Origin of the sequence: Mesorhizobium sp. M0029, assembly GCF_040323735.1 — a bacterium.
Lineage (GTDB): Bacteria > Pseudomonadota > Alphaproteobacteria > Rhizobiales > Rhizobiaceae > Mesorhizobium.
In genome coordinates this window covers 40,667-61,235 of sequence record NZ_JAMYVF010000012.1, presented here as the reverse complement: position 1 = coordinate 61,235, position 20,569 = coordinate 40,667, and the positions used below count along the sequence as shown (strand labels likewise).

General features: G+C 62.2%; 17 protein-coding genes. 11 read left to right on the top strand and 6 right to left on the bottom strand.

Features of this window, described 5'->3' with window-relative positions; all coding sequences use genetic code 11:
• Positions 1 to 130 precede the first annotated feature (130 nt).
• The 5 genes from NKJ76_RS20060 to NKJ76_RS20040 all read left to right on the top strand — a co-directional run bounded on the left by NKJ76_RS20060 (position 131) and on the right by NKJ76_RS20040 (position 6,547).
• Positions 131 to 1,390: an N-acetylmuramoyl-L-alanine amidase gene (locus NKJ76_RS20060; RefSeq protein ID WP_352538199.1), complete on the top strand. Its 1,260-nt coding sequence runs from the start codon at positions 131 to 133 to the stop codon at positions 1,388 to 1,390.
• Between the two features lie 213 nt (positions 1,391 to 1,603).
• Positions 1,604 to 4,060 carry a penicillin-binding protein 1A gene (locus NKJ76_RS20055; protein WP_352538198.1) on the top strand — a complete coding sequence of 819 codons (2,457 nt, stop codon included), beginning with the start codon at positions 1,604 to 1,606 and terminating at the stop codon, positions 4,058 to 4,060.
• Between the two features lie 130 nt (positions 4,061 to 4,190).
• Positions 4,191 to 5,322, top strand: a protein-coding gene (gene prfB / locus NKJ76_RS20050) for a peptide chain release factor 2 (RefSeq protein WP_155922402.1) whose coding sequence is annotated in 2 segments (ribosomal slippage) — positions 4,191 to 4,256 and positions 4,258 to 5,322 — 1,131 coding nt in all. Because the reading frame shifts where the segments join, the coding sequence is not laid out codon by codon here.
• 119 nt (positions 5,323 to 5,441) lie between these two features.
• A complete protein-coding gene (locus tag NKJ76_RS20045; RefSeq protein ID WP_352538197.1) occupies positions 5,442 to 5,861 on the top strand; it encodes a GFA family protein in 420 nt (139 codons plus the stop codon).
• A gap of 287 nt (positions 5,862 to 6,148) precedes the next feature.
• Positions 6,149 to 6,547 carry a hypothetical protein gene (locus NKJ76_RS20040; protein WP_352538196.1) on the top strand — a complete coding sequence of 133 codons (399 nt, stop codon included), beginning with the start codon at positions 6,149 to 6,151 and terminating at the stop codon, positions 6,545 to 6,547.
• A gap of 54 nt (positions 6,548 to 6,601) precedes the next feature.
• On the opposite strand, the gene NKJ76_RS20035 is transcribed toward NKJ76_RS20040, so the two are convergent.
• Positions 6,602 to 7,471, bottom strand: a complete 870-nt coding sequence (locus NKJ76_RS20035) for an NmrA/HSCARG family protein (protein ID WP_352538195.1) — start codon at positions 7,469 to 7,471, stop codon at positions 6,602 to 6,604.
• A gap of 103 nt (positions 7,472 to 7,574) precedes the next feature.
• On the opposite strand from NKJ76_RS20035, the gene NKJ76_RS20030 reads away from it, so the two are divergent.
• The 4 genes from NKJ76_RS20030 (at position 7,575) to NKJ76_RS20015 (ending at position 10,628) form a co-directional block, all read left to right on the top strand.
• Positions 7,575 to 8,465 (top strand): LysR family transcriptional regulator, encoded by an 891-nt coding sequence (locus NKJ76_RS20030; protein ID WP_023681487.1) that lies wholly within the window; start codon positions 7,575 to 7,577, stop codon positions 8,463 to 8,465.
• A 148-nt stretch (positions 8,466 to 8,613) separates the two neighbouring features.
• Positions 8,614 to 8,982: a GFA family protein gene (locus tag NKJ76_RS20025; protein ID WP_023667471.1), complete on the top strand. Its 369-nt coding sequence runs from the start codon at positions 8,614 to 8,616 to the stop codon at positions 8,980 to 8,982.
• A 150-nt stretch (positions 8,983 to 9,132) separates the two neighbouring features.
• Positions 9,133 to 9,783, top strand: a complete 651-nt coding sequence (locus NKJ76_RS20020) for a YiaD family glycine zipper/OmpA-like lipoprotein (protein WP_023667470.1) — start codon at positions 9,133 to 9,135, stop codon at positions 9,781 to 9,783.
• A gap of 236 nt (positions 9,784 to 10,019) precedes the next feature.
• Positions 10,020 to 10,628, top strand: a complete 609-nt coding sequence (locus tag NKJ76_RS20015; protein WP_352538194.1) for a hypothetical protein — start codon at positions 10,020 to 10,022, stop codon at positions 10,626 to 10,628.
• A 237-nt stretch (positions 10,629 to 10,865) separates the two neighbouring features.
• Here the strand turns inward: NKJ76_RS20015 and NKJ76_RS20010 are convergent, their stop codons facing one another.
• Positions 10,866 to 11,135 carry a DUF2798 domain-containing protein gene (locus tag NKJ76_RS20010; protein WP_352538193.1) on the bottom strand — a complete coding sequence of 90 codons (270 nt, stop codon included), beginning with the start codon at positions 11,133 to 11,135 and terminating at the stop codon, positions 10,866 to 10,868.
• Positions 11,135 to 12,067: an NmrA/HSCARG family protein gene (locus NKJ76_RS20005; RefSeq protein WP_352538192.1), complete on the bottom strand. Its 933-nt coding sequence runs from the start codon at positions 12,065 to 12,067 to the stop codon at positions 11,135 to 11,137. Before NKJ76_RS20005 ends, NKJ76_RS20010 begins: the two co-directional genes overlap by 1 nt.
• Before the next feature lie 119 nt (positions 12,068 to 12,186).
• Between NKJ76_RS20005 and NKJ76_RS20000 the strand changes: the two genes are divergently transcribed.
• Positions 12,187 to 13,080, top strand: coding sequence for a LysR family transcriptional regulator (locus NKJ76_RS20000; RefSeq protein WP_023691233.1), 894 nt, complete (start codon positions 12,187 to 12,189; stop codon positions 13,078 to 13,080).
• Positions 13,081 to 13,246: 166 nt separating this feature from the next.
• On the opposite strand, the gene NKJ76_RS19995 is transcribed toward NKJ76_RS20000, so the two are convergent.
• From NKJ76_RS19995 to NKJ76_RS19985, 3 genes are all read right to left on the bottom strand, one after another.
• Entirely contained in the window at positions 13,247 to 14,860 is a 1,614-nt protein-coding gene (locus tag NKJ76_RS19995) for a DEAD/DEAH box helicase (RefSeq protein ID WP_352538191.1), read from the bottom strand.
• Between the two features lie 192 nt (positions 14,861 to 15,052).
• Positions 15,053 to 15,820, bottom strand: a complete 768-nt coding sequence (locus NKJ76_RS19990; protein WP_023667464.1) for an NAD kinase — start codon at positions 15,818 to 15,820, stop codon at positions 15,053 to 15,055.
• A 445-nt stretch (positions 15,821 to 16,265) separates the two neighbouring features.
• On the bottom strand, positions 16,266 to 19,241 hold the full coding sequence (locus NKJ76_RS19985) for a caspase family protein (RefSeq protein ID WP_352538190.1): 2,976 nt from the start codon (positions 19,239 to 19,241) through the stop codon (positions 16,266 to 16,268).
• A gap of 285 nt (positions 19,242 to 19,526) precedes the next feature.
• Between NKJ76_RS19985 and NKJ76_RS19980 the strand changes: the two genes are divergently transcribed.
• Positions 19,527 to 20,561 (top strand): extracellular solute-binding protein, encoded by a 1,035-nt coding sequence (locus NKJ76_RS19980; protein WP_023688398.1) that lies wholly within the window; start codon positions 19,527 to 19,529, stop codon positions 20,559 to 20,561.
• The last annotated feature ends 8 nt before the right edge of the window (positions 20,562 to 20,569 follow it).

The following is a 20,569-nucleotide window of genomic DNA, read 5'->3' as shown; positions in this document are numbered from 1 at the left end:
CCTTAATCCTCGATGAAAAGGCTTGGTTAACCTTCTCTGGATACCAATCGTTAATTGAGTCTGCGGCCTGACCGGCATTTCGACCAACCACGCGGGCGCAAGGCGCCAAACCGGGAGCGACTGCAAAGAAATGGGACTGGCGGGCACCACAGACAAGGGCCATGGCCGCGCAGGCCGTTTCCTGCGCGCTGCCGGTGTGCTGTTGTTGCTGGCGCTTTGCCTTGCTTTTGCGCCGGTTTCACGCGCCAACGATGCGCCACTCGGCGCCACCGCCTACAAGATGGCCGGCGACGCAACCAAGATGCGCATCGTCATCGATTTCGACCGCGAGCCCGAAATCAAATGGTTCCTGCTGCGCGCCCCCAACCGGCTGGTCGTGGACCTGCCGCGCACCCGATTCGCCATTGGCGCGAAGGACGCCAAGGCCCGCGGCCTGGTCAAGGCGGTGCGTTATGGCGATCAGGGCGAGGGATCGCGGCTGATCCTGACCGGCAAGGGGCCGTTCTCGGTCGACAAGCTCGACGTGCTCAAGAACGATGACGGCGCAGGCTACCGCATCGCCATCGACATGTCGGCGGCCTCCGACCGCGAGTTCGACGAAGCCCTTGCCAACCAGGCGCTGACCACCGGCTCGACCGTCTCCACCGACAAGGGCTCCAGGGTCGGCACAGGGCCAATCTCCAATCCCGGGCATCGCTTCACCATCGTCATCGATCCCGGCCATGGCGGCATCGACGGTGGCGCCGAAGGCCTCACCGGCACCATCGAGAAGAACGTGACGCTGGCCTTCGCCACCGAACTGCGCGACAAGCTCGCCGCCGTCGGCAACTACGACGTGTTCATGACGCGCGATACCGACGAGTTCCTGCGGCTCGATGACCGCGTGCGCATCGCCCGTCAGCACGAGGCCGACCTTTTGATCTCGATCCATGCCGACACGATCAGCGTCAAGGGTATCAGAGGCGCCACCGTCTATACCGTCTCCGACAAGGCATCCGACCCGGAAGCGCAGGCGCTTGCCGACCGCGAAAACCTCTCCGACCAGTTCGCCGGCATGGTGATCAAGGACGACAACAAGGAAGTCACCGACATACTGATCGACCTGATCCGCCGCGAGACGCATAATTTCTCGATGAGCTTTGCCCACACTCTGGTCGGCCAGTTGTCCACCAGCATCGGCCTGATCAACAATCCGCAGCGCTCGGCCGGCTTCAAAGTGCTGAAAGCGCCCGATGTGCCGTCGGTGCTGGTCGAACTCGGCTATCTCTCCAACGCCAAGGATGAGGCGCAACTGCTCGACGCCGACTGGCGCGGCAAGGCGGCGCAGAGCATCACCAACGCCGTCGCCCTGTTTGCCTCCGCCAAGATGGGAACGGGAACCGGAGGCTGAGATGGTCGCCGCCGCCCACGACCGGAGGCAGCGTTGCACGGGGACAACACCAGGCGCTTTTATTTCCGGTGGGGGATGCCGAAACCGGGCACTGCCGTATTTTGCCCACATGGTGGCGACATGGGTTTTCCATCACGGATCGGGACAGTTGCGAAGGCTTGCGCGAAAGGCGGCTTCGTCTAGGAAATTCCCGGACCTCGGACTGGAGCGGGCATGATTCGTCTTATCGGCTATTTCTTTGGTATCGGCACGACGCTGGCGCTTATCGTCGCCGCGGGCGTGGCGATATACATCAGCCATCTGTCGAAAGACCTACCCGACTACGAGGTGCTGGCCAAGTACGAGCCGCCGGTGACGACCCGCATCCATGCTTCCGACGGCTCGCTGATGGCCGAATATGCGCGCGAACGGCGGCTCTATCTGCCGATCCAGGCGGTTCCGGACCGGGCCAAGGCGGCGTTCCTGTCGGCCGAGGACAAGAATTTCTACAACCATCCCGGCATCGACATCACCGGGCTCGGCCGCGCCATCTACGTCAACCTGCAGAATCTTGGTTCGGGCAGGCGCCAGGTCGGCGCCTCGACCATCACCCAGCAGGTGGCGAAGAACTTCCTCTTGTCCTCGGACCAGACCTACGAGCGCAAGATCAAGGAGATGATCCTGGCCTTCCGCATCGAGCAGGCCTATTCGAAGGACCGCATCCTTGAGCTCTACCTAAACGAAATCTTCTTCGGCTTCGGCGCCTATGGCGTTGCGGGCGCGGCACTGACCTATTTCGACAAGTCGGTCAACGAACTCACCGTCGCGGAAGCCGCCTATCTGGCGTCGCTGCCGAAGGGGCCCAACAACTACCATCCCTTCAAGCATGCCGACCGCGCCATCGAGCGCCGCAACTGGGTCATCGACCAGATGGTCGAGAACGGCTACGTGACGCGCGAGGAAGGCGACAAGGCCAAGGCCGAGCCGCTCGGCGTGACTCCGCGCCGCAACGGCTCTTATTTGTTTGCGGGCGAATATTTCACCGAGGAAGTGCGCCGCCAGATCATCTCGCGCTATGGCGAGAACGCGCTCTATGAGGGCGGCCTTTCGGTGCGCACGACACTCGATCCGAAGATCCAGCTCATCGCCCGCAAGTCGATGCAGAACGGCTTGCTCAAATACGACACGCTGCGCGGCTATCGCGGACCGGTGACGCATATCGATGCTTCCGGCGACTGGGGCGTGGCGCTGGGCAACGTCAAGGGGCTGGAAGACGTGCCGGAATGGTCGCTTGCCGTCGTGCTCGACAGCTCGGCGACCGGCCTTTCCATCGGCCTGCAGCCGACGCGGCAGATTTCGGGCGATATCGTCAAGGAACGCATCGAAGGCGCCGTCAGCAAGGAAGACATGAGCTTTGCCATGCGCCATGTGGTCGATGGCAAGACGGTCAAGGCCAAGTCTCCGGCCGATGTACTGCAGCCCGGCGACGTCATCTTCGTGCAGAAGAACGAAGGGTCGGAAGGCGCCTACACGCTGCGCCAGGTGCCGGAAGTGGAGGGCGGCCTGATCGCCATGGATCCTCATACCGGCCGCGTGCTGGCCATGGTCGGCGGCTTCTCCTATGCGCAGTCGGAGTTCAACCGCGCCACGCAGGCGATGCGCCAGCCGGGATCGTCCTTCAAGCCGATCGTCTATTCGGCCGCGCTCGACAATGGCTATACGCCGGCCTCGGTGATCATGGACGGACCGATCACCATCCAGAGCGGCACCACGACCTGGACGCCGAAGAACTATGACGGCACGGTGGCCGGCCCCGCGACCTTGCGCTCCGGCATCGAAAAGTCGCGCAATTTGATGACGGTGCGGCTCGCCAACGACATGGGCATGAAGCTGGTGGTGGAATATGCCGAGAGGTTCGGCGTCTACGACCATCTGGCGCCGTATCTACCGATGGCGCTGGGCTCCGGCGAGACGACGGTGATGCGCATGGTGTCGGCCTATTCGATCATGGCCAATGGCGGCAAGTCGATCAAACCCTCGCTCATCGACCGCATCCAGGACCGCTACGGCAAGACCGTGTTCAAGCAGGACGAGCGCGGCTGCGAAGGCTGCAACGCGCCCGAATGGAACAACCAGCCCGAACCGGAACTGGTCGACAATTCCGAGCAGGTGCTCGATCCGATGACGGCCTACCAGATCACCTCGATGATGGAAGGCGTGGTCCAGCGCGGCACGGGCGCCACCATCGCCGAGCTTGGCCGCCACATCGCCGGCAAGACCGGAACGACCAATGACGAGAAGGACGCCTGGTTCATCGGCTATACGCCGAACCTCGTCGTCGGCCTCTACATGGGTTACGACACGCCGCGCGGTCTCGGCCATGGCGCCACCGGCGGCGGTCTGGCGGCGCCTATCTTCAAGGACTTCATGCGCGTTGCGCTGGACGGCACGCCGAATGTCGACTTCAAGGTGCCGGAAGGCATGAACCTCGTCGCGATCAACCGCAAGACCGGCATGCGTGCCGCGTCGGGCGATCCCGGCACCATCATCGAAGCCTTCAAGCCCGGCACCGGCCCAGCCGACAGCTATTGGGTGATCGGCATGGGCGCCGACGGGTCCAACGGCGCCGGCGGACCGCTATCGCCGCAGGCTACGGAAGCCATCCAGGCACCCGGCGGCGGACTCTACTGACGACCTGATTTTTTACGTCGAGTGGGCTGGCTTGTTGAGCCGGCCCATTTCGCTTTACAGGCAGCAATGCCGTGCCTATGTATCGCGCCGACCCAAGCGCCACTTCAAAAACAGGACAGAACAACCAGCCATGCGCGCGGAAACGCAGAATATTGTCGACGAGATCAGGCAGGCGATCACCCTGCTGAGGAGGCATCTTTGACTGGGATCAGGCCATAAAGCGGCTTGAATACCTGAACGTGCGCGCCGAGGATTCCAGCCTCTGGAATGATCCGCTGGAAGCGCAGAAGCTGATGCGCGAGCGCCAGGGCCTCGAAGACGGGATCGCCGGCGTCAAAAGCCTGACGCAGGCGCTGGAAGACAATATCGGCCTGATCGAACTGGGTGAGGAAGAGGGCGATCAGAGCGTGATCGCCGAAGCGGAAGCAGCCCTCCGCTCGATGCAGGGCGAGGCCAAGGCCCGCCAGGTCGAGACGCTGCTGTCGGGCGAGGCAGACGCCAACGACACCTATCTCGAAGTCCATGCCGGCGCCGGCGGCACCGAGAGCCAGGACTGGGCCTCGATGCTACTGCGCATGTATACGCGCTGGGCCGAGCGTCGTCGTTTCAAGGTCGAAGTGCTCGAAGTCCATGACGGCGAAGAGGCCGGCATCAAGTCCGCCACGCTTCTGATCAAGGGCCACAATGCCTATGGCTGGCTGAAGACGGAGTCGGGCGTTCATCGCCTGGTCCGCATTTCACCCTATGACAGCAATGCGCGCCGCCACACGTCCTTCTCCAGCGTCTGGGTCTACCCGGTCGTTGATGACAGGATCGAGATCGACGTCTCGGAATCCGATGTACGCATCGACACCTACCGCTCATCCGGTTCGGGCGGCCAGCACGTCAACACCACGGACTCGGCGGTTCGCATCACCCATATCGCCACCGGCATCGCGGTTGCCTGCCAGGCCGAACGCTCGCAGCACAAGAACAAGGCGAAGGCCTGGGAAATGCTGCGCTCGCGCCTTTACGAGGAAGAGCTGAAGAAGCGCGAAGCGGTGGCGAATGCCACAGAAGCGTCGAAGAGCGACATCGGCTGGGGTCACCAGATTCGTTCCTATGTGCTGCAGCCCTACCAGTTGGTGAAGGACCTGCGCACCGGCGTCGAGAGCACCAGCCCGTCGAGCGTGCTCGACGGCGACCTCGACGACTTCATGGAAGCCTCGTTGTCGCAGCGCATCGAGGGCGGTGCCGGTGAAGCCGTGGCCGACCTCGACTAGGATATGTCCATATTCAGGTGAGGCCGGGCTGCGAATGGCTGATTCCTGCGCTTCCGCCACTCTCGACTCGGCCGACTTGAATCAGAAGGATCCCTGGGAGGGGGAGCGAAGGAGGAACCATGAGTCGCAGGCTCACCGGCAAATGCTTTTGCGGCCCGGTCCAGTATGAAGTGGCGGACGAGTTCGTCTATGCCGCCAACTGCCATTGTTCAAACTGCCGGCGCACCACAGGTTCCGCCTTCAAGCCTTTCGCCGGCATCGAGCGCGAGAAACTTGCCCTTGCCGAAGGGCATCACGGGCTCATCCATTTCGGCGATGACAGCGGCCACGATGCGCATTGCAGCCGCTGCGGCTCGTTGCTGTATTCGCTGGTCCGCGACGGCGCCTATGTCCACGTCGCCATGGGCACGCTGGTCGACGATCCAACGATCCGGCCGACCGCGCACATCTTCGTCGGCTCCAAGGCGCCATGGTTCACCATCGCCGACGACTTGCCGCAATATGAAGGGCATGTGATCGCCGGTCCAGGCGACGTATAGGCTGGAACCACATACGGCCAATCCCGTTGTTTCGTTGCCCGTCTGCCGGGAGTTGAGCCTGGCCTTGGATCTCGTCAGCGGTTGCAGATAGCGGCGTAGATGTGCGGCCTCGCGCAGCAACTTCTTGCGCCGGCCAAGGAATCAGCCCAGCATCCGAGGGCTGGAAGAGAAAAAGCATTTATGGCCGGACGCGGCATATCTGCGACCTGACGATCCGGCCACTGGGAAGACACGTTCCGGGAACGGGCAAGCGAAACGCTTGATGCTCGTTTGAAAGGAACGCTTCCATGTCTGCTGCCACTCTCCGACCGGCTAGAGCCGTTCAACCGGCTGGCCGACTCCTGTTTTCCTTGTTCGTCACCCCGATCTTTGCAATCGCGATGCTTGCTATGGCGGTGCTGACGGCACCCGCCTTCGCACATGACGCCAAGCCCACGGCGGCGAAGCCGCAAGGCTGGAGTTATCCCTTCGCCTGCTGCGCAAACTACGACTGCCGCACCACCCACACCGGCGAGGTGCTGGAAAAGCCGGAGGGCTATGTCATCGCCGGAACGGGGGAGGTCGTTCCGATGAGCGACAAGCGGGTCAAGGACTCACCCGACGGCGATTTCCACTGGTGCGCGCACCAGGCCGGCCTCGACGCAGGCAAGACGATCTGCCTGTTCGTGCCACCGCGTTCCTACTGAGTTCTGTTGGCAGTTCTCATCGGAAGGCCGGCCTTGGTGCTGAAGGCGCTTGCGTCAGACGGAAGCAGCGAGTGCTGAGGCGAAGTCGCGATACGGGCGCAGTGGGCGACCCAGAAGTGCCGTCAGGCGCTCGACGTCGCCGGCCTCAGGCAGCATCCCGTCGGTGAAGAAGCGCTCGCCCATCAGACGCATGTCGTAGGCCATCCAGGCGGGCAAGAACTGCTTGAGATTTTGCTCATAACCCTCCGTATTGTCGCCGCTGTAGCTGATCGGGCGGGCGAGTACGTCTGACCAGATTGCGGCAATGTCCGTCCCGGTCAGTGTCTGCGGACCGACGAGGTTGATCCGCTCGAACGCAAGCGGCTCATTGGACCGTTCGCGACGCAGCAGCTCAAGAGCGGCGATCTCGGCGATATCGCGGGCATCGATCATGGCGAGACCCTTGGGGCCGATCGGCATTGGGTAGGTGCCGTAGCCGGTGATGACGTCTTCGACCGTCAGATCGTTCTGAATGAAGTAGGCCGGGCGCAAGATCGTAGCTTTGAAGTCCATCTGTTCGATCATTCGCTCGACGCCGAACTTGCCCGCGAAATGCGGCACGTTCACATAGACGTCAGCGTGGATCACCGAGAGATAGACGATCCGCTCGATGCCGGCCGATCGGGCGACATTCAAGGCGATCAAAGCCTGGGTGAATTCGTCCGGCACCACGGCGTTCAAGAGGAACAGCGTGGAAACGCCAGACATGGCTTTGCGCAGCGAATCGACATCGAGAAAGTCGCCTTGCACGACGGATACGCCTGCCGGAAAACTGGTTTTCGACGGATCGCGCACGAGAGCACGCACATCGGCGCCGCGCTTGGCGAGCTGTTCGACGACTTGGCGGCCGATATTGCCGGTGGCGCCGGTAACGAGAATGGTCATGGAATTTCTCCTGTTGGGTTGCTTGACAGCCCTAATATGTGTGGCTCACAAAGAGCCCAGTAGACGGCAGTTTTAGACACGTCGTCTCACTGGTGGGACAGTCATGGATCTTTTAGCCCTTGCCGATTTTAACCTCGTGGCTCGCCATGGCGGCTTCGGCAAAGCGGCAAGGTCCACCGGCCGGCCCAAAGCAACATTGTCCCGGCGCGTTGGCGAATTGGAAAGCAGTCTCGATCTGCGTCTGTTCGAACGGGGTGCGCGTAACCTGAAGCTGACCGAAGAAGGACGGGCGCTCTTCGAGCGGACGGGGGCGTTGCTTGCCGAGCTGGACGAGACGGCATCGGCGATTGCCTCGGGCGGCCAGAGACCCAAGGGCAGATTGCGGATCAGCGCGCCTTTGCATTTTTCGCAGACTGCAATGGGGAGGATCGCCGCGGGATTTGCCCTGAGGTATCCTGAGGTGAGGCTTGAAGTGACCACCGAAGACCGGCATGTCGACATGATCGAGGAAGGCTACGATCTGGTAATCCGGGTCAATCCGGATCCCGATGAAAGCCTGGTCGGACGGGCGTTTCTCCGCGACCGCCTGGTCGTCGTCGCGAGCCCGGACCTTCCTCGCCCGGCCGACGGGCTCGCCGCTCCTGGCGTTGCGCGCGGGACGGGCGAGCGGCAAACATGGCAGGTGAAGACACCAGGTGGCCGGGCAACACTTAGAATCGAGCCGGTCCTCGCCTTGTCGACGCTCATCATGGTCCGGGATGCGGTGCGAGCCGGCATCGGCGCAGGACGGCTTCCCATTTCGTTGGTGGCCCACGACCTGGCTGACGGCACACTGGTGAATTGGGGGGATATCGACGGCCCGGAGATCTCTCTATGGACGCTCTACCCGTCGCGGCGGCTGCTCAGCGCGCGCGTGTCGGCGTTCCTGGATTTTCTGAAACAGGCTTTCCCAAACGGGACGCCGGACGAACTGGCCGCCTATATCGGCAGGTGACGACGATTGGGAGGTGGCGACGGGGCCTGCTTCAGCCAGAGCGCCGCTCGGCTCGATCGACCGGAGCCTGCTGACAGACAGTTGTCAGGAGCCTTCCTTTATGGTGCCTTGCCGCATGGGTGGCGAGCAACGGAGAGGAAAGCTTTTCATGACCATCAAGGCCAGCTGTCATTGCAAGGCGACGACGTTCGAGGTCTCGCAGGCGCCCGAGACGGTAACGCAATGCACCTGCTCGTTCTGCTCCAAGCGCGGTTCGCTGTGGGCTTACTACGTTCCGTCGCAATTCAAGCTCACCAGCTCGCCGGAAAACGTTTCCTTCTATCAATGGGGATCGAAGACCGTCAAACACGGGTTTTGCGCCATTTGCGGCTGCGGCACCTTCACCGAAACGCCGGACTGGTCAACCGGCAAACCGGACTTCGACAATCCCAAGATATCAGTCAATTCGCGGCTGTTCGACGATTTCGACCTCGATAAGGTCGAGGTGGTCGTCATTGACGGCAAGAACCTCTGGTAGGCCAGCACCAGCCACCGAAGCGGAAGAGTGGCGCGAGCGGGGAAAATCCGCTTTCGTCGCTCGGTTTTTCGCCGCATTTCATGTTACAAGACCGGAGAAGGGCTTATATGCGCGAGCCGCAAAGGCCGCGCTTTGGAGAGGGACGATTCTATGAAAAAGACTGTGCTCGTCGCCGTTGCGACGGCTGTGCTGGTGAGTGCCTGCACCACGACCGATCCGTACACCGGCGAGCAGAAGGTTTCGAACACCGCAGCCGGCGCCGGCCTTGGCGCCCTGGCGGGTGCGGGCCTCGGCCTGCTTGCCGGCGGCAATGACCGCCGCAACGCGCTGATCGGCGCCGGTATCGGCGCGCTGGCCGGCGGCGCCATCGGCGCGACCATGGACCAGAACGAGGCTGAACTGCGCCGCCAGCTCGAAGGCACCGGCGTCAGCGTCACCCGCACCGGCGACCAGATCATCCTCAACATGCCGTCCGACATTACTTTCAACGTCGACCAGGATGCGGTGAAGCCCGGCTTCTACCAGGTGCTGAACTCGGTTGCGCTGGTGCTGAAGAAGTTCAAGCAGACCACGGTCGACGTGTTCGGCCATACCGATTCGACCGGTGGCGACGAACACAATTTCGATCTGTCGCAGCGCCGCGCATTGGCGGTCGCCAACTATCTCTCAGGCCAAGGTGTCGATTCGCGCCGCTTCGCCGTCACCGGTTTCGGCAAGACCCGTCCGATCGCGTCCAACGGAACGGCGGCCGGCCGTGCGCAGAACCGGCGCGTCGAGATCCAGCTTTCGCCGCTGACCTGAATTGTTCGGCATCGAAATGCGAAGGCGGCCCCCGCAAGGGGCCGCTTTCTTTTTGGGCTCCTGTGGTCCGTCAAAAGGTCTAACGCATTAGAGATTTCTAATAATTCCTTTCCGGAGGCCTTGGAAGGGATTAGCATTGGTGCGGTTCCAGAGGGGATGGGGCGATATAAACGGCCGCGCAGTAACTTAGTCGGCCCCGGTCCTGCACGGCCAGATAGAAAATCTGGGAGGAATGCATGACAAGAACAGCTCGTCTTGGGCGTTGCGGCGTCCTCATTTTGACAGGTCTGGTCTCCGCTTGGTGCGCAGCGGCCACGGCTCGAGCCGAGGACGCCAACAAAGCCGACATTGAAGCGTTGAAGAAATCGCTCGCCAAATATGAAGACTACACGGTCGCCGTCCGCGACCTTTATCTGTCGACTGTCGGGTGCGTCTATTACAGCGGGGACAGGATCGAGGGCGCAATGGACTATCCGAAGGGCGCTATGGGCGTCCATTTCGTCAACGTCCCGAGTGTCGGTCAGAAACTCGATCCGATGCGCCCCAATGTGCTGATCTACGAGCCGACCAAGAAAGGCTTGAGATTGGTTGGCGTGGAATGGCTGGTGCCCCTGACGCCAGACACCAAGGAACCTCCAAAACTATTTGGCCAGACCTTCATGGGACCGATGGAAGGGCACTATCCGCTCATTCCGAGGGAGTTCGTCCACTACGACCTTCATGCCTGGCTGTTCAGAGACAATCCGAACGGCATGTTCAGTCCGACCAACCCGAACGTGAAATGCAGCAAGGCAGAGTTTCCGATGCTGGAAAAACCGACCAAGATGATGCCCGGCCCTATGTGACGGACGGGCCAGGATAGGAGCGTGCCAAGAGTGCAAGCTGGCCGGCTGCATTTGAGAGCGCTCGGGATCGGGCTCGGACGACGATCGGCATGAGGGCCGGCGCGCATGAAGGCTGCCCGCTTGAAGACGGGTATCTGGTCGCGGAAGCCGACAATGGCGCTGCGAGCCGTCAGTCGAAGGTAAAAGCGGCCCGCAAGGGCCGTTTTTGTTTGGCATGTCGGACCTTGTAATCAAGGCCTACGAGGTCGGCTGATCGACAATTGCCGCAACGATACGGCGCACGATCGGCAAGACCGGCAGCAGACTTGGAAAGCCCACTAGCCATGATGCTCCCCATGCATACGGCCAGGTCGCCACGAAACCGGTTGTCCAGCCGGCATTGATCAGCGTCGCTACCGCGGAAACAATGCACGACATCAGGATGGAAAGTACGAATGGCATTACCAGCGCATTGTAGGAGGCCGGTAGCTTCCTCGATTTCAAAACCTTGTGGGATGACGGTCGCATCACCTATCTCCTTCTCGAAAAGTGAAAGTATGCGCGGCTGGGCGCAGCCAGGCGGCCTGCGCCATTTGCTGGGCCAGGTTCCGAATAAAGCCGCGCAACGAACGCGGTTCGCGGCCCAGGGCGGCGCGCAATGTCAGACTGTTTCCGCCAAGGCCATAGTGGGCATAGTGGGCGTATATTTTGGCCAGCACCTGCATTTGGCGGTCATTGTAGGGAAGGCGTGCCTCGGCCGCCCACTCGCCAAATGTCGGCTCACCAGAAGAGATGGGTCGGCCAAGTTCCTCACTCATCATCGCAACGAGGTCTTCCCGGCTGTGCATGCCGTCAGCGCACAGATCGAGGGTCGCGTAGGACAATCGCGCTTCGGTTAGGGCGATCGCCGCCACCTCAGCGACATCGCGGTAGTCGACGCGGGCCAGCTTCGCCGTCTTTGGAAACGGTTCCGAGAAAACACCATGTTCAACGACGGACGGCCAGGCCGCTGCGAGGTTCTGCATGAAATTGGCAGGGTGCAGAATCGTATATTCCATCGTCGTCGAGTAGAGAGCAGCCTCGACAGGCACCTTGCTGGCATGGTTCTTCAGTCGCGTATTGGTAGGCTGGATCACCGACGAGAAGACGAACTTTCGAACTCCTGCTCGCGTGGCGGCCTCAACCATGGCAACGCCCATGGCTGCTTCATCGGGAGCAAAAGCCGGCCCAATGTGAAAGACGCCGTCGACGCCCGCGACCGCCCTTTCGAGGCTCTGACGATTTCGCAAATCTCCTGTCGCAACCTCGGATGCCCCCAGCTTCCGGGCCTTTTCGGCATTCGCAGGGTCGCGAACGAGCGCTCGAACATTGGCATTGCGGCGGACAAGTTCAGGCACGACAAGTCCCGCAACTCGGCCTGTGGCACCAACAACCAGAACAGTTGGATTGGCTACTTGCATGACGATTTCCTTCCATCAAGCCTGTCCTCGCGGGACAACTTGCAGAGAGGTACGACGTCGCAATTGTCGTTACAATTACCCTTTTTTGCGATATATTATGTCGAATTTCGGGAGAATGCATGAGCCGGATGGACGATTTCGAGGCTTTCATCGCGATCGTCGAGCATGGAAGTCTGACGACTGCCGCACATCGGCTGAACCGCTCGCTGCAGTCGGTCAGCCGGTCCCTGGCGGCACTGGAGCAATCAGTCGGCGTCGAGCTGATCCACAGGACAACGCGTCGCTCGACACCGAGTGAAGTCGGAGCAGCCTTTTTCAACCGGATCAAACCCGCGGTCGACGAAATAAACGACGCAAGACTTCAGGCGATCAATCAACGATCGGAGCCGGCAGGCGTCCTGCGCATCGGGGCGCCGGTTCTGTTTGGCCCGAACGTCCTGATGCCTGTCATCGCGGAATACATGCGGACATTTCCCCGGGTCGAGGTCGATCTTCAACTTTCCGATGGATTTGCCGATCTTGGCGCCGAAGGTCTCGACCTGGCAATACGCATCGGCGATTTGCCGGATTCCAACTTGAAAGCCAAACGCCTGGGAGCGTTGCGGCGCGTTGTGTTCGGCGCGCCTTCCTATTTCGCGCGGTGCGACCGGCCGGCCCATCCCTTCCAGCTGAGTGAGCACAGTTGCATCATCAGAACCGCTAACGAGCGTCCAGGTGAATGGACGTTTCAGATCGACGGGAAACCCCGGACCGTGAAGGTCGCAGGCGCTTTTCGCTCCAATCTGATGACCTCGGTCTATGCCGCCGCAATCCACGGACTGGGTTTGGGCTTCTCGCCTCTGTGGCAGATAAGACATTTGGTCGACGACGGTCTCGTCGAACTGGTTTTGACGGAATTCGAGCCGGCACCGGTGCCGATCCATGCCTTGTGGCAGGAAGGCCGGTCATCTTCGGCCAAGGTTCGGGCATTTCTGGATTTATTGGCATCCCGCCTGGAACTCAAAAGCCTGTAGCATCGACGGGTATTTGAAGCGCTCCAGGCCGGAAGAGATCGGGCAGATCGAGCCTGTTTTGCGATTACCGCGCATGGCGCTGATTGATCCTGAGCGGGCTCCAGATCTCACATCCCCGTCGCGTCCAGGAAAGCCGCGCGTCCTCGGGACGCCGCGGCTCATGGAATCAGACCTTGGCGACGATCTTCATGAAGGCCGGCATGTCGTCGCCGAAGCCGACGGTGCCGTCATTGTCTTCACCGCGGTTGTTGCCGCGGGCAGGGCGGCTGTTGCTGGCGCGCTGCGGCCTTGTGTCGCCGCGTTCCGGGGCGCGGTTCTCGTTGTTGCGATCGGAGACCTTGCGGTCGCTGTTTTCGGAGCGGATCGCTTCCTTGCGCTGATGCCGTTCGCCGATGTCGGCGACCGCGGCCTCGGCTACCACCGGCTGTTCCTCGCGCGCGGCATCTGCCGCTGGCGCGTCGTCGCTGCGCTTGGCATGGCGTTCGCGCGGCTTGCGCTCGCCACCCTCCTTGCGATCATGGGGCTTGCGGTCCTCGTCCTTGCGGCCGGCGCGGCGCGGAGCGCCACGGCCACGGCGGGGCGCTTCGTCCTCGCCGCCTTCGCTGGCGACCACGGTCGACAGGTCGCCGTCATGCCACTCGATCTTGTTGCCGATCAGCCGCTCGATGGCGTCGATGTATTTGGTGTCGGACTTGGTGGCGATGGTGAAGGACTTGCCCGAGCGGCCGGCACGGCCGGTGCGGCCGATACGGTGGACATAGTCTTCGGCGTGGATCGGCACGTCGTAATTGAAGACGTGGCTGACGTCGGGAATGTCGAGGCCGCGCGCGGCGACGTCGGACGCCACGAGATAGCGCAATTTGCCATCGCGGAAATTGGCCAGCATCTGCATGCGGGCGCGCTGGTCCATGTCGCCATGCAGGGCGCCGGCGTCGAAGTCATACTTCAACAGCGAGCGGAACAGCTCCGCGACCTCGACCTTGCGGTTGCAGAAAATGATAGCGTTCTTCAGCTCGGCGTCTTCGGCCTTTATCAGATTGCGTAGCGTCTCGCGCTTGTCCCACGGCTTGGAGCCGGACTTGACCAGGCGCTGGATGATGTTGGTGGCAGCGGATGCCGCCTTGGACACCTCGACGCGCACCGGCGCATGCAGGAATTTCTCGGTGAGCTTGGTGATCTCCGGCGGCATGGTCGCTGAGAAGAACAGCGTCTGCCTGGTGAACGGGATCATCTCGCAGATGCGCTCGATGTCGGGGATGAAGCCCATGTCCAGCATGCGGTCGGCCTCGTCGATGACGAGGATCTCGACGCCGTTGAGCAACAGCTTGCCGCGCTCGCGGTGATCGAGCAGACGGCCGGGTGTGGCGATCAGCACGTCGGCGCCGCGCTCGAGCTTCTTGTCCTGCTCGTCGAAAGAGACGCCGCCGATCAGCAGCGCGATGTTGAGCTTGTGGTTCTTGCCGTATCTGATGAAATTCTCTTCGACCTGCGCGGCGAGCTCGCGCGTCGGCTCGAGGATCAGCGTGCGCGGCATGCGTGCACGGGCCCGGCCTTTTTCGAGGCGGGTCAGCATCGGCAGCACGAAGGAGGCCGTCTTGCCGGTGCCGGTCTGTGCTATGCCCAGAATATCCTTGCCGAGCAAGGCATGCGGGATGGCCCCAGCCTGGATCGGCGTCGGCACGGTGTAGCCGGCATCGGTGACTGCGGAAAGGACCTTCGGCGACAGGCCGAGGTCTGAAAAGGTCAACGCTTCTGGAGCGGTCGTGGTGTCTGAGGACAAGAGTTGCTGTCTTTGGCTGGTTCGGGGAAGCGCAACGGCATCCGTCGCGGCAAGCACAGCGTGCCTGCAAGATTGGTATTGCGATTAGGCGCAAGCCCGCGATTTGTCAACAGAAACGGGCGGGATTGGCACGATTGTGAAAACGTAAGCTTAATCGCGATGCTTAATTAGGTAGTCACTCTTTGCGCCGGCTCAATAGCGAAATTGCTCGGCGAGAATGCGTTCGTTCCACGAATGGTTGGGATCAAACAGCAGCGTCGCTGTCGCAGTCGGCGATTCCCGGACCGTCACGGAAGCCACCGCCTTGACCTCGGTATGGTCGGCGGCGGTGTTCACCGGGCGCTTTTCCGACTCCAGAATATCGAAGCGTACGGTCGCCTTGTTTGACAACAGGGCACCCCGCCAACGGCGCGGCCGGAACGGGCTTACCGGGGTCAGCGCCAGCAGCGGCGCATCCAGCGGCAGGATCGGACCGTGCGCCGACAGATTGTAGGCGGTCGAGCCGGCCGGCGTCGCGATCATCACGCCGTCGCAGTTCAGTTCCTCGATTCGTACCTGCTCATCGACGGTGATGCGGATCTTTGCCGTCTGGTAGGACTGACGCCACAGCGCCACCTCGTTGATGGCGAGTGCCGAAACCGTCTCACCCTCATGCGTCACCGCCAGCATTTCCAGCGGGCGGATCGTTTCGGCGACCGCGGCAGCAATGCGCTCGGTGAGGCCGCCGACGCGGTACTCGTTCATCAGGAAGCCGATGGTGCCACGGTTCATGCCGTAGACCTTCTTTCCCGTGCTCATCGTGTCGCGCAAGGTCTGCAGCAGGAAGCCGTCGCCACCCAGCGCCACCACCACCTGGGCGTCGTCGAAGGATGCCTGGCCATAGCGGGCCGACAGGCTCTCCATCGCCGCCTTGGCATCGGCAGTGTCGGAGGAGACGAAGGCGAGATTGGCTTTGCTCATGACATTCCGATGGCGGTCGGCCGATGGCGGTCGGCGGCGGTTGCGTGGGGTAGCATGGGCAAGCGCATCTGCAAAGGGAGGCATCGTCCGGCGCAGTTGCGGCCGCGGCGAAACGAAATCGGCGGCTCGCGCTTCATGTCGCCGGAACGGCGAATGTGATGGTTAAGAGCGAGCTTAAACACTCGTAAAGCCTGATCGATCATGTTAGCCGACAGAGGATGGGTGGCTGGGGGGCTAGCCAGTCGAGACCTGTCTATTGCCGGTGACACGCCTGATTATCGTCTTCCTTGTGATGGGAAGTTTCGCCCTTCTGTTTGCGGAGCTTGTGCGGCAGTCCGAAGACATGAGCTCCAGGCCGATGGCCTCACGCTGCGGCGGCGCCGGCGTGCCATGCCCCCAAAACGCGTTGTAGGCTGAAGCCAATCTGCCAACGAAGATCCGTCGCCTACTGCGCGACAATCCTCAGGTTGGCGTTGCCGTAGAATGTGTAGGCGAGATAGGTCGGATCGCCGGTCTGGTAGAATTCTCTGCGGACATCCTGCAGGATCTCGGCCAGATAGACCGGCCCGTCCGTGATCCGCGTGCTGATGCCGCCATAGAAATCGGTCGAGAAGGCCGCTGCCGCGCGGTCGGTCAGTGGCCACATGCCGCCGATGAAGCCGGAAGCGCCGCCCGCCAGCACTGCCGGACCCCAGCCCTGCACGAAGCCGCCGAGCATCTGCGAACGGCCGGTGTCGCAGGCGTTGAAAAAGTAGAACGGATTGCCCTTGCCATGCGCGGTCGCGACCAACGCAGCCCATGTATCCGGGTCGAGCGACTGATCGACGAGATCGATGGCAAAGACCGGCCGGCCGCTGCTCGGCTGGTTGACCTCGCCGTGACCGGAGAAATGAATGAAACCGGTCGAGACTTCACCGACCAGTTTCTCGAAAGAGATGAAATCGCCATCGAAGCGGCGGTAGCCGGCAAGCTTGCTCAGTGCCGCGATCTCGTCCTGCTGAAAGCGCAGCGACTGCTTGTCGACATAGGAGGGCGCGACGGCCGCGACGCCGGTGAAGGTCATGCGGTCGAGCGGGTTGTCGACCTGTGAGGCACTGCTGCGCGGAGCCCAGCGCGCCAGCCGGTAGCCCATGCCGAGAAAACCGTCGGCTATAGCGCCGTCGACGCTGCGCGGACGGATCAATTCCCAGGGCAGTGTCGGGCTGTTCGAGGTGATCTGGATCGAATGCAGCTCGCCTTTGCCGCGCAGCGACCAGAACACGTCCTTGAACGCTTTCGGCACATAGTCGCGGTAGAGCGCATCGCCAAAACCTTCGGCGGCCAGCGTGACAAAGCGCTTTTGCGCGCCCGGATCGCTGCTTGCGGCAGGCTGCTGCAGCGAAACCGCGCCGCGCAAGCTCAGGCCGAGCTGCAGCAGGCGGCGGTATTCGGAGTCCAGCCACGCCGCCATCTCAGGTGGCGTCGAGAAGGTATCGGTCACCGGACCGGCCAGATGCGGCGAATGGATGATGATCTGCCCCGAACCCAGCCCGCTCGGATCGTCATAGAGGATGGTCACGTCGAGATCGGGAACGTCATCGCCGCCCGCGCCGCCAAGCGTGACATCGCCTGTCACCGCCGGTTGCGGCGGCGCTGCGGCCAGCATCAGCATGGCAGGTGCTGCGGAGCGTTCGGCTGCGGCGCTCCGAGCGGCTGCCTCGACAGGCGCCGTGCGACGGATGACAACGGACCGCGATGCCGATCCCAGGAACCTCCCGGCGCTGTAGATGCGCGCGATGAACTGGGCCGGCTTGCTGTCCTTGGCGATCGGCCGCGCCTTGACGTCGAAGCGGACGAAGTCGCTGTCGCCCTGGCGGTAGAGCGTCGTCCGTCGGCTCCATTTGCCGCCGTCAGCGAGATCGAAGCCGGAGGCGAACAGATCGATATCGATCGGCCATTGCTCGGCTCCCGCCGGCATCGCCATGGCCAGGGCGCCATCTTCTGTCACCGACGAGCCCGGCGCTGCCTTTACCTTCACTTCGGGCGTCAATTGCTCCTCGGTCAGAGCGATCGAAACGGTCACCGTCCCGCCGGCGACAATCTCATCCGGCGCATCGATGGTTGGATGGCGCACCACCTCGACAGCGCCCGTCTCGGGTTGTGGAAGGGCGCCGCCGGAAGGAGGGCTTTGCGTCTGGTCGATGGGCGGCGGCGCTGGTTTCGGTTGCGCCTGCGCCTCCGGCTGACTTTCGGCGCCGGTCGCGGGTGGCGGGGCCGATGTCATGCCGTCCTCAGGGGGGATCCCTGCCTTATCGGGGGGCGGTTCGGCGCCGGTGGCTCCGCCATCCTGCGGATAGGTCCCGCCGAGATTGTTCTGGGCAGCGGCCGCAGCCGCGTCTTCAAGACGTTGCTTTTCCTCTTCGTATCGTTGCCGAGCCTGCTCTTCCTGCAATTGGCGCTGCTGTTCCTGGCGTTTGTATTCCTCGTAGAGCGCCGCCTCCTTGGCGCTGTCGCCCATCGCGGCATCGGGACTGCCGGAGCCCGGTGCAACGTCCATGGGGTAGGGCTCCTGACCGCTGCCATCGGCGTAGTCGCTGCCATCAGGCTCCCAACCGCCACTCCCGGAGATGTAGCCGCCGCTCGCCATCGCCGGCGGTGCCGGTTCCGGCACAAGCGGCAGCGCCGGTGCCGCGCCGGCCACCTGGTCCGGCGTCAGCACAAAGGCAGCGTCTGCCGAGCGGCCATATGCCATCCATGGCCACTGGGCGCCTGACGTTTTGTCGATAGTGGTTTGCCTGACCGAGGCGAGGATGATGGCTATGTCCGCGCCGCGCTTGACCAGCGCAGCGGTGAGCGCATCGGCAAATACGGTGACGGGGCGGGCTTCGTCCAGTGCAACGGTTCCGGGTTTGGCCGACAGGGCGACGATGGCGTGGGTGAGGGGATCGACCGCCGCCAGACCCTGCATCACGCCGGAAGTAGGGTTGTGGCCATCGCCGGGATTGTCGAGCAGAACCACCTTCAATGTCGGGGTTGCCTCGAGCGCCTGCATGAACAGATCGAGGGGCAATGCCGTCTGGTCGACCGTTTCCTTTGAATCGATCCGGGTGCCGCGCGTCAGTAAATAGTTCCTGCCGTTGGCCTGCGCGGTGTGGCCGACATAGTAGAAGATGCCGATTGAGTCCGGATTGGCCAGGGATTGGGCGAAATCATGCATGGCGCGCGCGACATCGGCGCGGTCGCCATCCGACACCTGCCGGACGGTGAAGCCAAGCGATCGTAGTGTCGCTGCAACGAGTTCGGCACTGAGGTCGGCGTTGGCGATTGCCGGTGAGCCCTCATAGGCCGGATTGGCGACAACCAGCGCTATCCGCTCTTCGCCGCGCGCAGCGGAGAAGAGCGCCATGGTCATCAGCAGCACGACCGCCAGAAAAAGGCGCATGACCGTGATCCAAGCCCTGCAGGCTGCGGCGCTCACGCCACGGCTTGCCCCAATTCATCAATGGCCCAACCTTGACCATATCATGTCGGCTTCGCCGGCGCACTGCCGGTGCCGATGATGCAGTTGTGTCGCTAAAAGATATTGACTGTATGTTTAGTAATTAATACCGTTGCCCGAGATACCGAGTTGGTCAGCCGGCATTCGCCGGTGAATGATCACCAGGACGAAGGGAACTTAGGGGCTCGAGGCGCAATCCCGCCGGTCCCAACAATGGGAGACACAAGCATGCAGTTGAAATCGACCGCCACGGCGCTCGGCCTGTCGCTGCTGGCGATGACCGGCATTGCCCGCGCCGAGGGCGAACTCCAAATCTACAATTGGGGCAACTACACCAGCCCGGACCTGATCAAGAAGTTCGAGGAAACCTACAAGGTCAAGGTTACCGTCACCGACTACGATTCCAACGATACGGCTCTGGCCAAGGTCCGCCAGGGCGCTTCCGGCTATGACATCGTCGTTCCATCGGCCAGCGTGATGCCGATCTGGATCAGCGAAGGCCTGCTCTTGGAAACCGATCCCAACACGATGGAGAACTTTAGAAACGTCGATCCGAGATGGGTCGACGTGCCGTTCGACCCCGGCCGCAAATATTCGGTGCCGTGGCAATGGGGCACGACCGGCATCTCGGTCAACAAATCGGTCTATGCGGGCGATCCGAACACCTCGGCGATTTTCCTCGATCCGCCGCCGGAACTCGTGGGCAAGATCAATGTCGTGCCCGAAATGGGAGACATCATGTTCCTCGCCATTGCCTATGAGGGCGGTAAGTACTGCACCGACGACAAGGTGCTTTTGAAAAAGGTGCATGACAAGCTCATCGAGGCGAAAGCGAAATGGCTGTCGCTCGACTATGCGGCCGTCGACGGTCTCGGCAGGGGCGACATTGCCGCCGGCGTCAACTGGAACGGCATATCGCTGCGCGAGCGGCTGGAGAACGACAAGATCGTCTACGGCTATCCCAAGGAGGGCTTTCCAATCTGGATGGACAATGTCGCGGTGCTCAAGGATGCCAAGAACGTCGAGAACGCCAAGCTCTTCCAGAATTTCATCATGGACCCCAGGAATGCAGCGATGATCTCGGCCTTCGCGCACTACGCCAACGGCATCAAGGGCTCCGAGCCCTTCCTGCCGGCCGATATGAAGGGCGCGCCCGAAGTGGATGTTCCGGCCGAATTTGCCGACAAGGGCCAATTCATGTCGGCCTGTCCCGCCGACGTCCAGGCGCTCTACACCAGGATCTGGACCGATCTGCAGAAATAGCAGCGCCG

Coding starts and splice junctions, on each gene's coding strand:
- NKJ76_RS20060 (WP_352538199.1), top strand. CDS start 131: ATGGGACTGGCGGGCACCACAGACAAGGGCCATGGCCGCGCAGGCCGT.
- NKJ76_RS20055 (WP_352538198.1), top strand. CDS start 1,604: ATGATTCGTCTTATCGGCTATTTCTTTGGTATCGGCACGACGCTGGCG.
- NKJ76_RS20045 (WP_352538197.1), top strand. CDS start 5,442: ATGAGTCGCAGGCTCACCGGCAAATGCTTTTGCGGCCCGGTCCAGTAT.
- NKJ76_RS20040 (WP_352538196.1), top strand. CDS start 6,149: ATGTCTGCTGCCACTCTCCGACCGGCTAGAGCCGTTCAACCGGCTGGC.
- NKJ76_RS20035 (WP_352538195.1), bottom strand. CDS start 7,471: ATGACCATTCTCGTTACCGGCGCCACCGGCAATATCGGCCGCCAAGTC.
- NKJ76_RS20030 (WP_023681487.1), top strand. CDS start 7,575: ATGGATCTTTTAGCCCTTGCCGATTTTAACCTCGTGGCTCGCCATGGC.
- NKJ76_RS20025 (WP_023667471.1), top strand. CDS start 8,614: ATGACCATCAAGGCCAGCTGTCATTGCAAGGCGACGACGTTCGAGGTC.
- NKJ76_RS20020 (WP_023667470.1), top strand. CDS start 9,133: ATGAAAAAGACTGTGCTCGTCGCCGTTGCGACGGCTGTGCTGGTGAGT.
- NKJ76_RS20015 (WP_352538194.1), top strand. CDS start 10,020: ATGACAAGAACAGCTCGTCTTGGGCGTTGCGGCGTCCTCATTTTGACA.
- NKJ76_RS20010 (WP_352538193.1), bottom strand. CDS start 11,135: ATGCGACCGTCATCCCACAAGGTTTTGAAATCGAGGAAGCTACCGGCC.
- NKJ76_RS20005 (WP_352538192.1), bottom strand. CDS start 12,067: ATGCAAGTAGCCAATCCAACTGTTCTGGTTGTTGGTGCCACAGGCCGA.
- NKJ76_RS20000 (WP_023691233.1), top strand. CDS start 12,187: ATGAGCCGGATGGACGATTTCGAGGCTTTCATCGCGATCGTCGAGCAT.
- NKJ76_RS19990 (WP_023667464.1), bottom strand. CDS start 15,820: ATGAGCAAAGCCAATCTCGCCTTCGTCTCCTCCGACACTGCCGATGCC.
- NKJ76_RS19985 (WP_352538190.1), bottom strand. CDS start 19,241: ATGCGCCTTTTTCTGGCGGTCGTGCTGCTGATGACCATGGCGCTCTTC.
- NKJ76_RS19980 (WP_023688398.1), top strand. CDS start 19,527: ATGCAGTTGAAATCGACCGCCACGGCGCTCGGCCTGTCGCTGCTGGCG.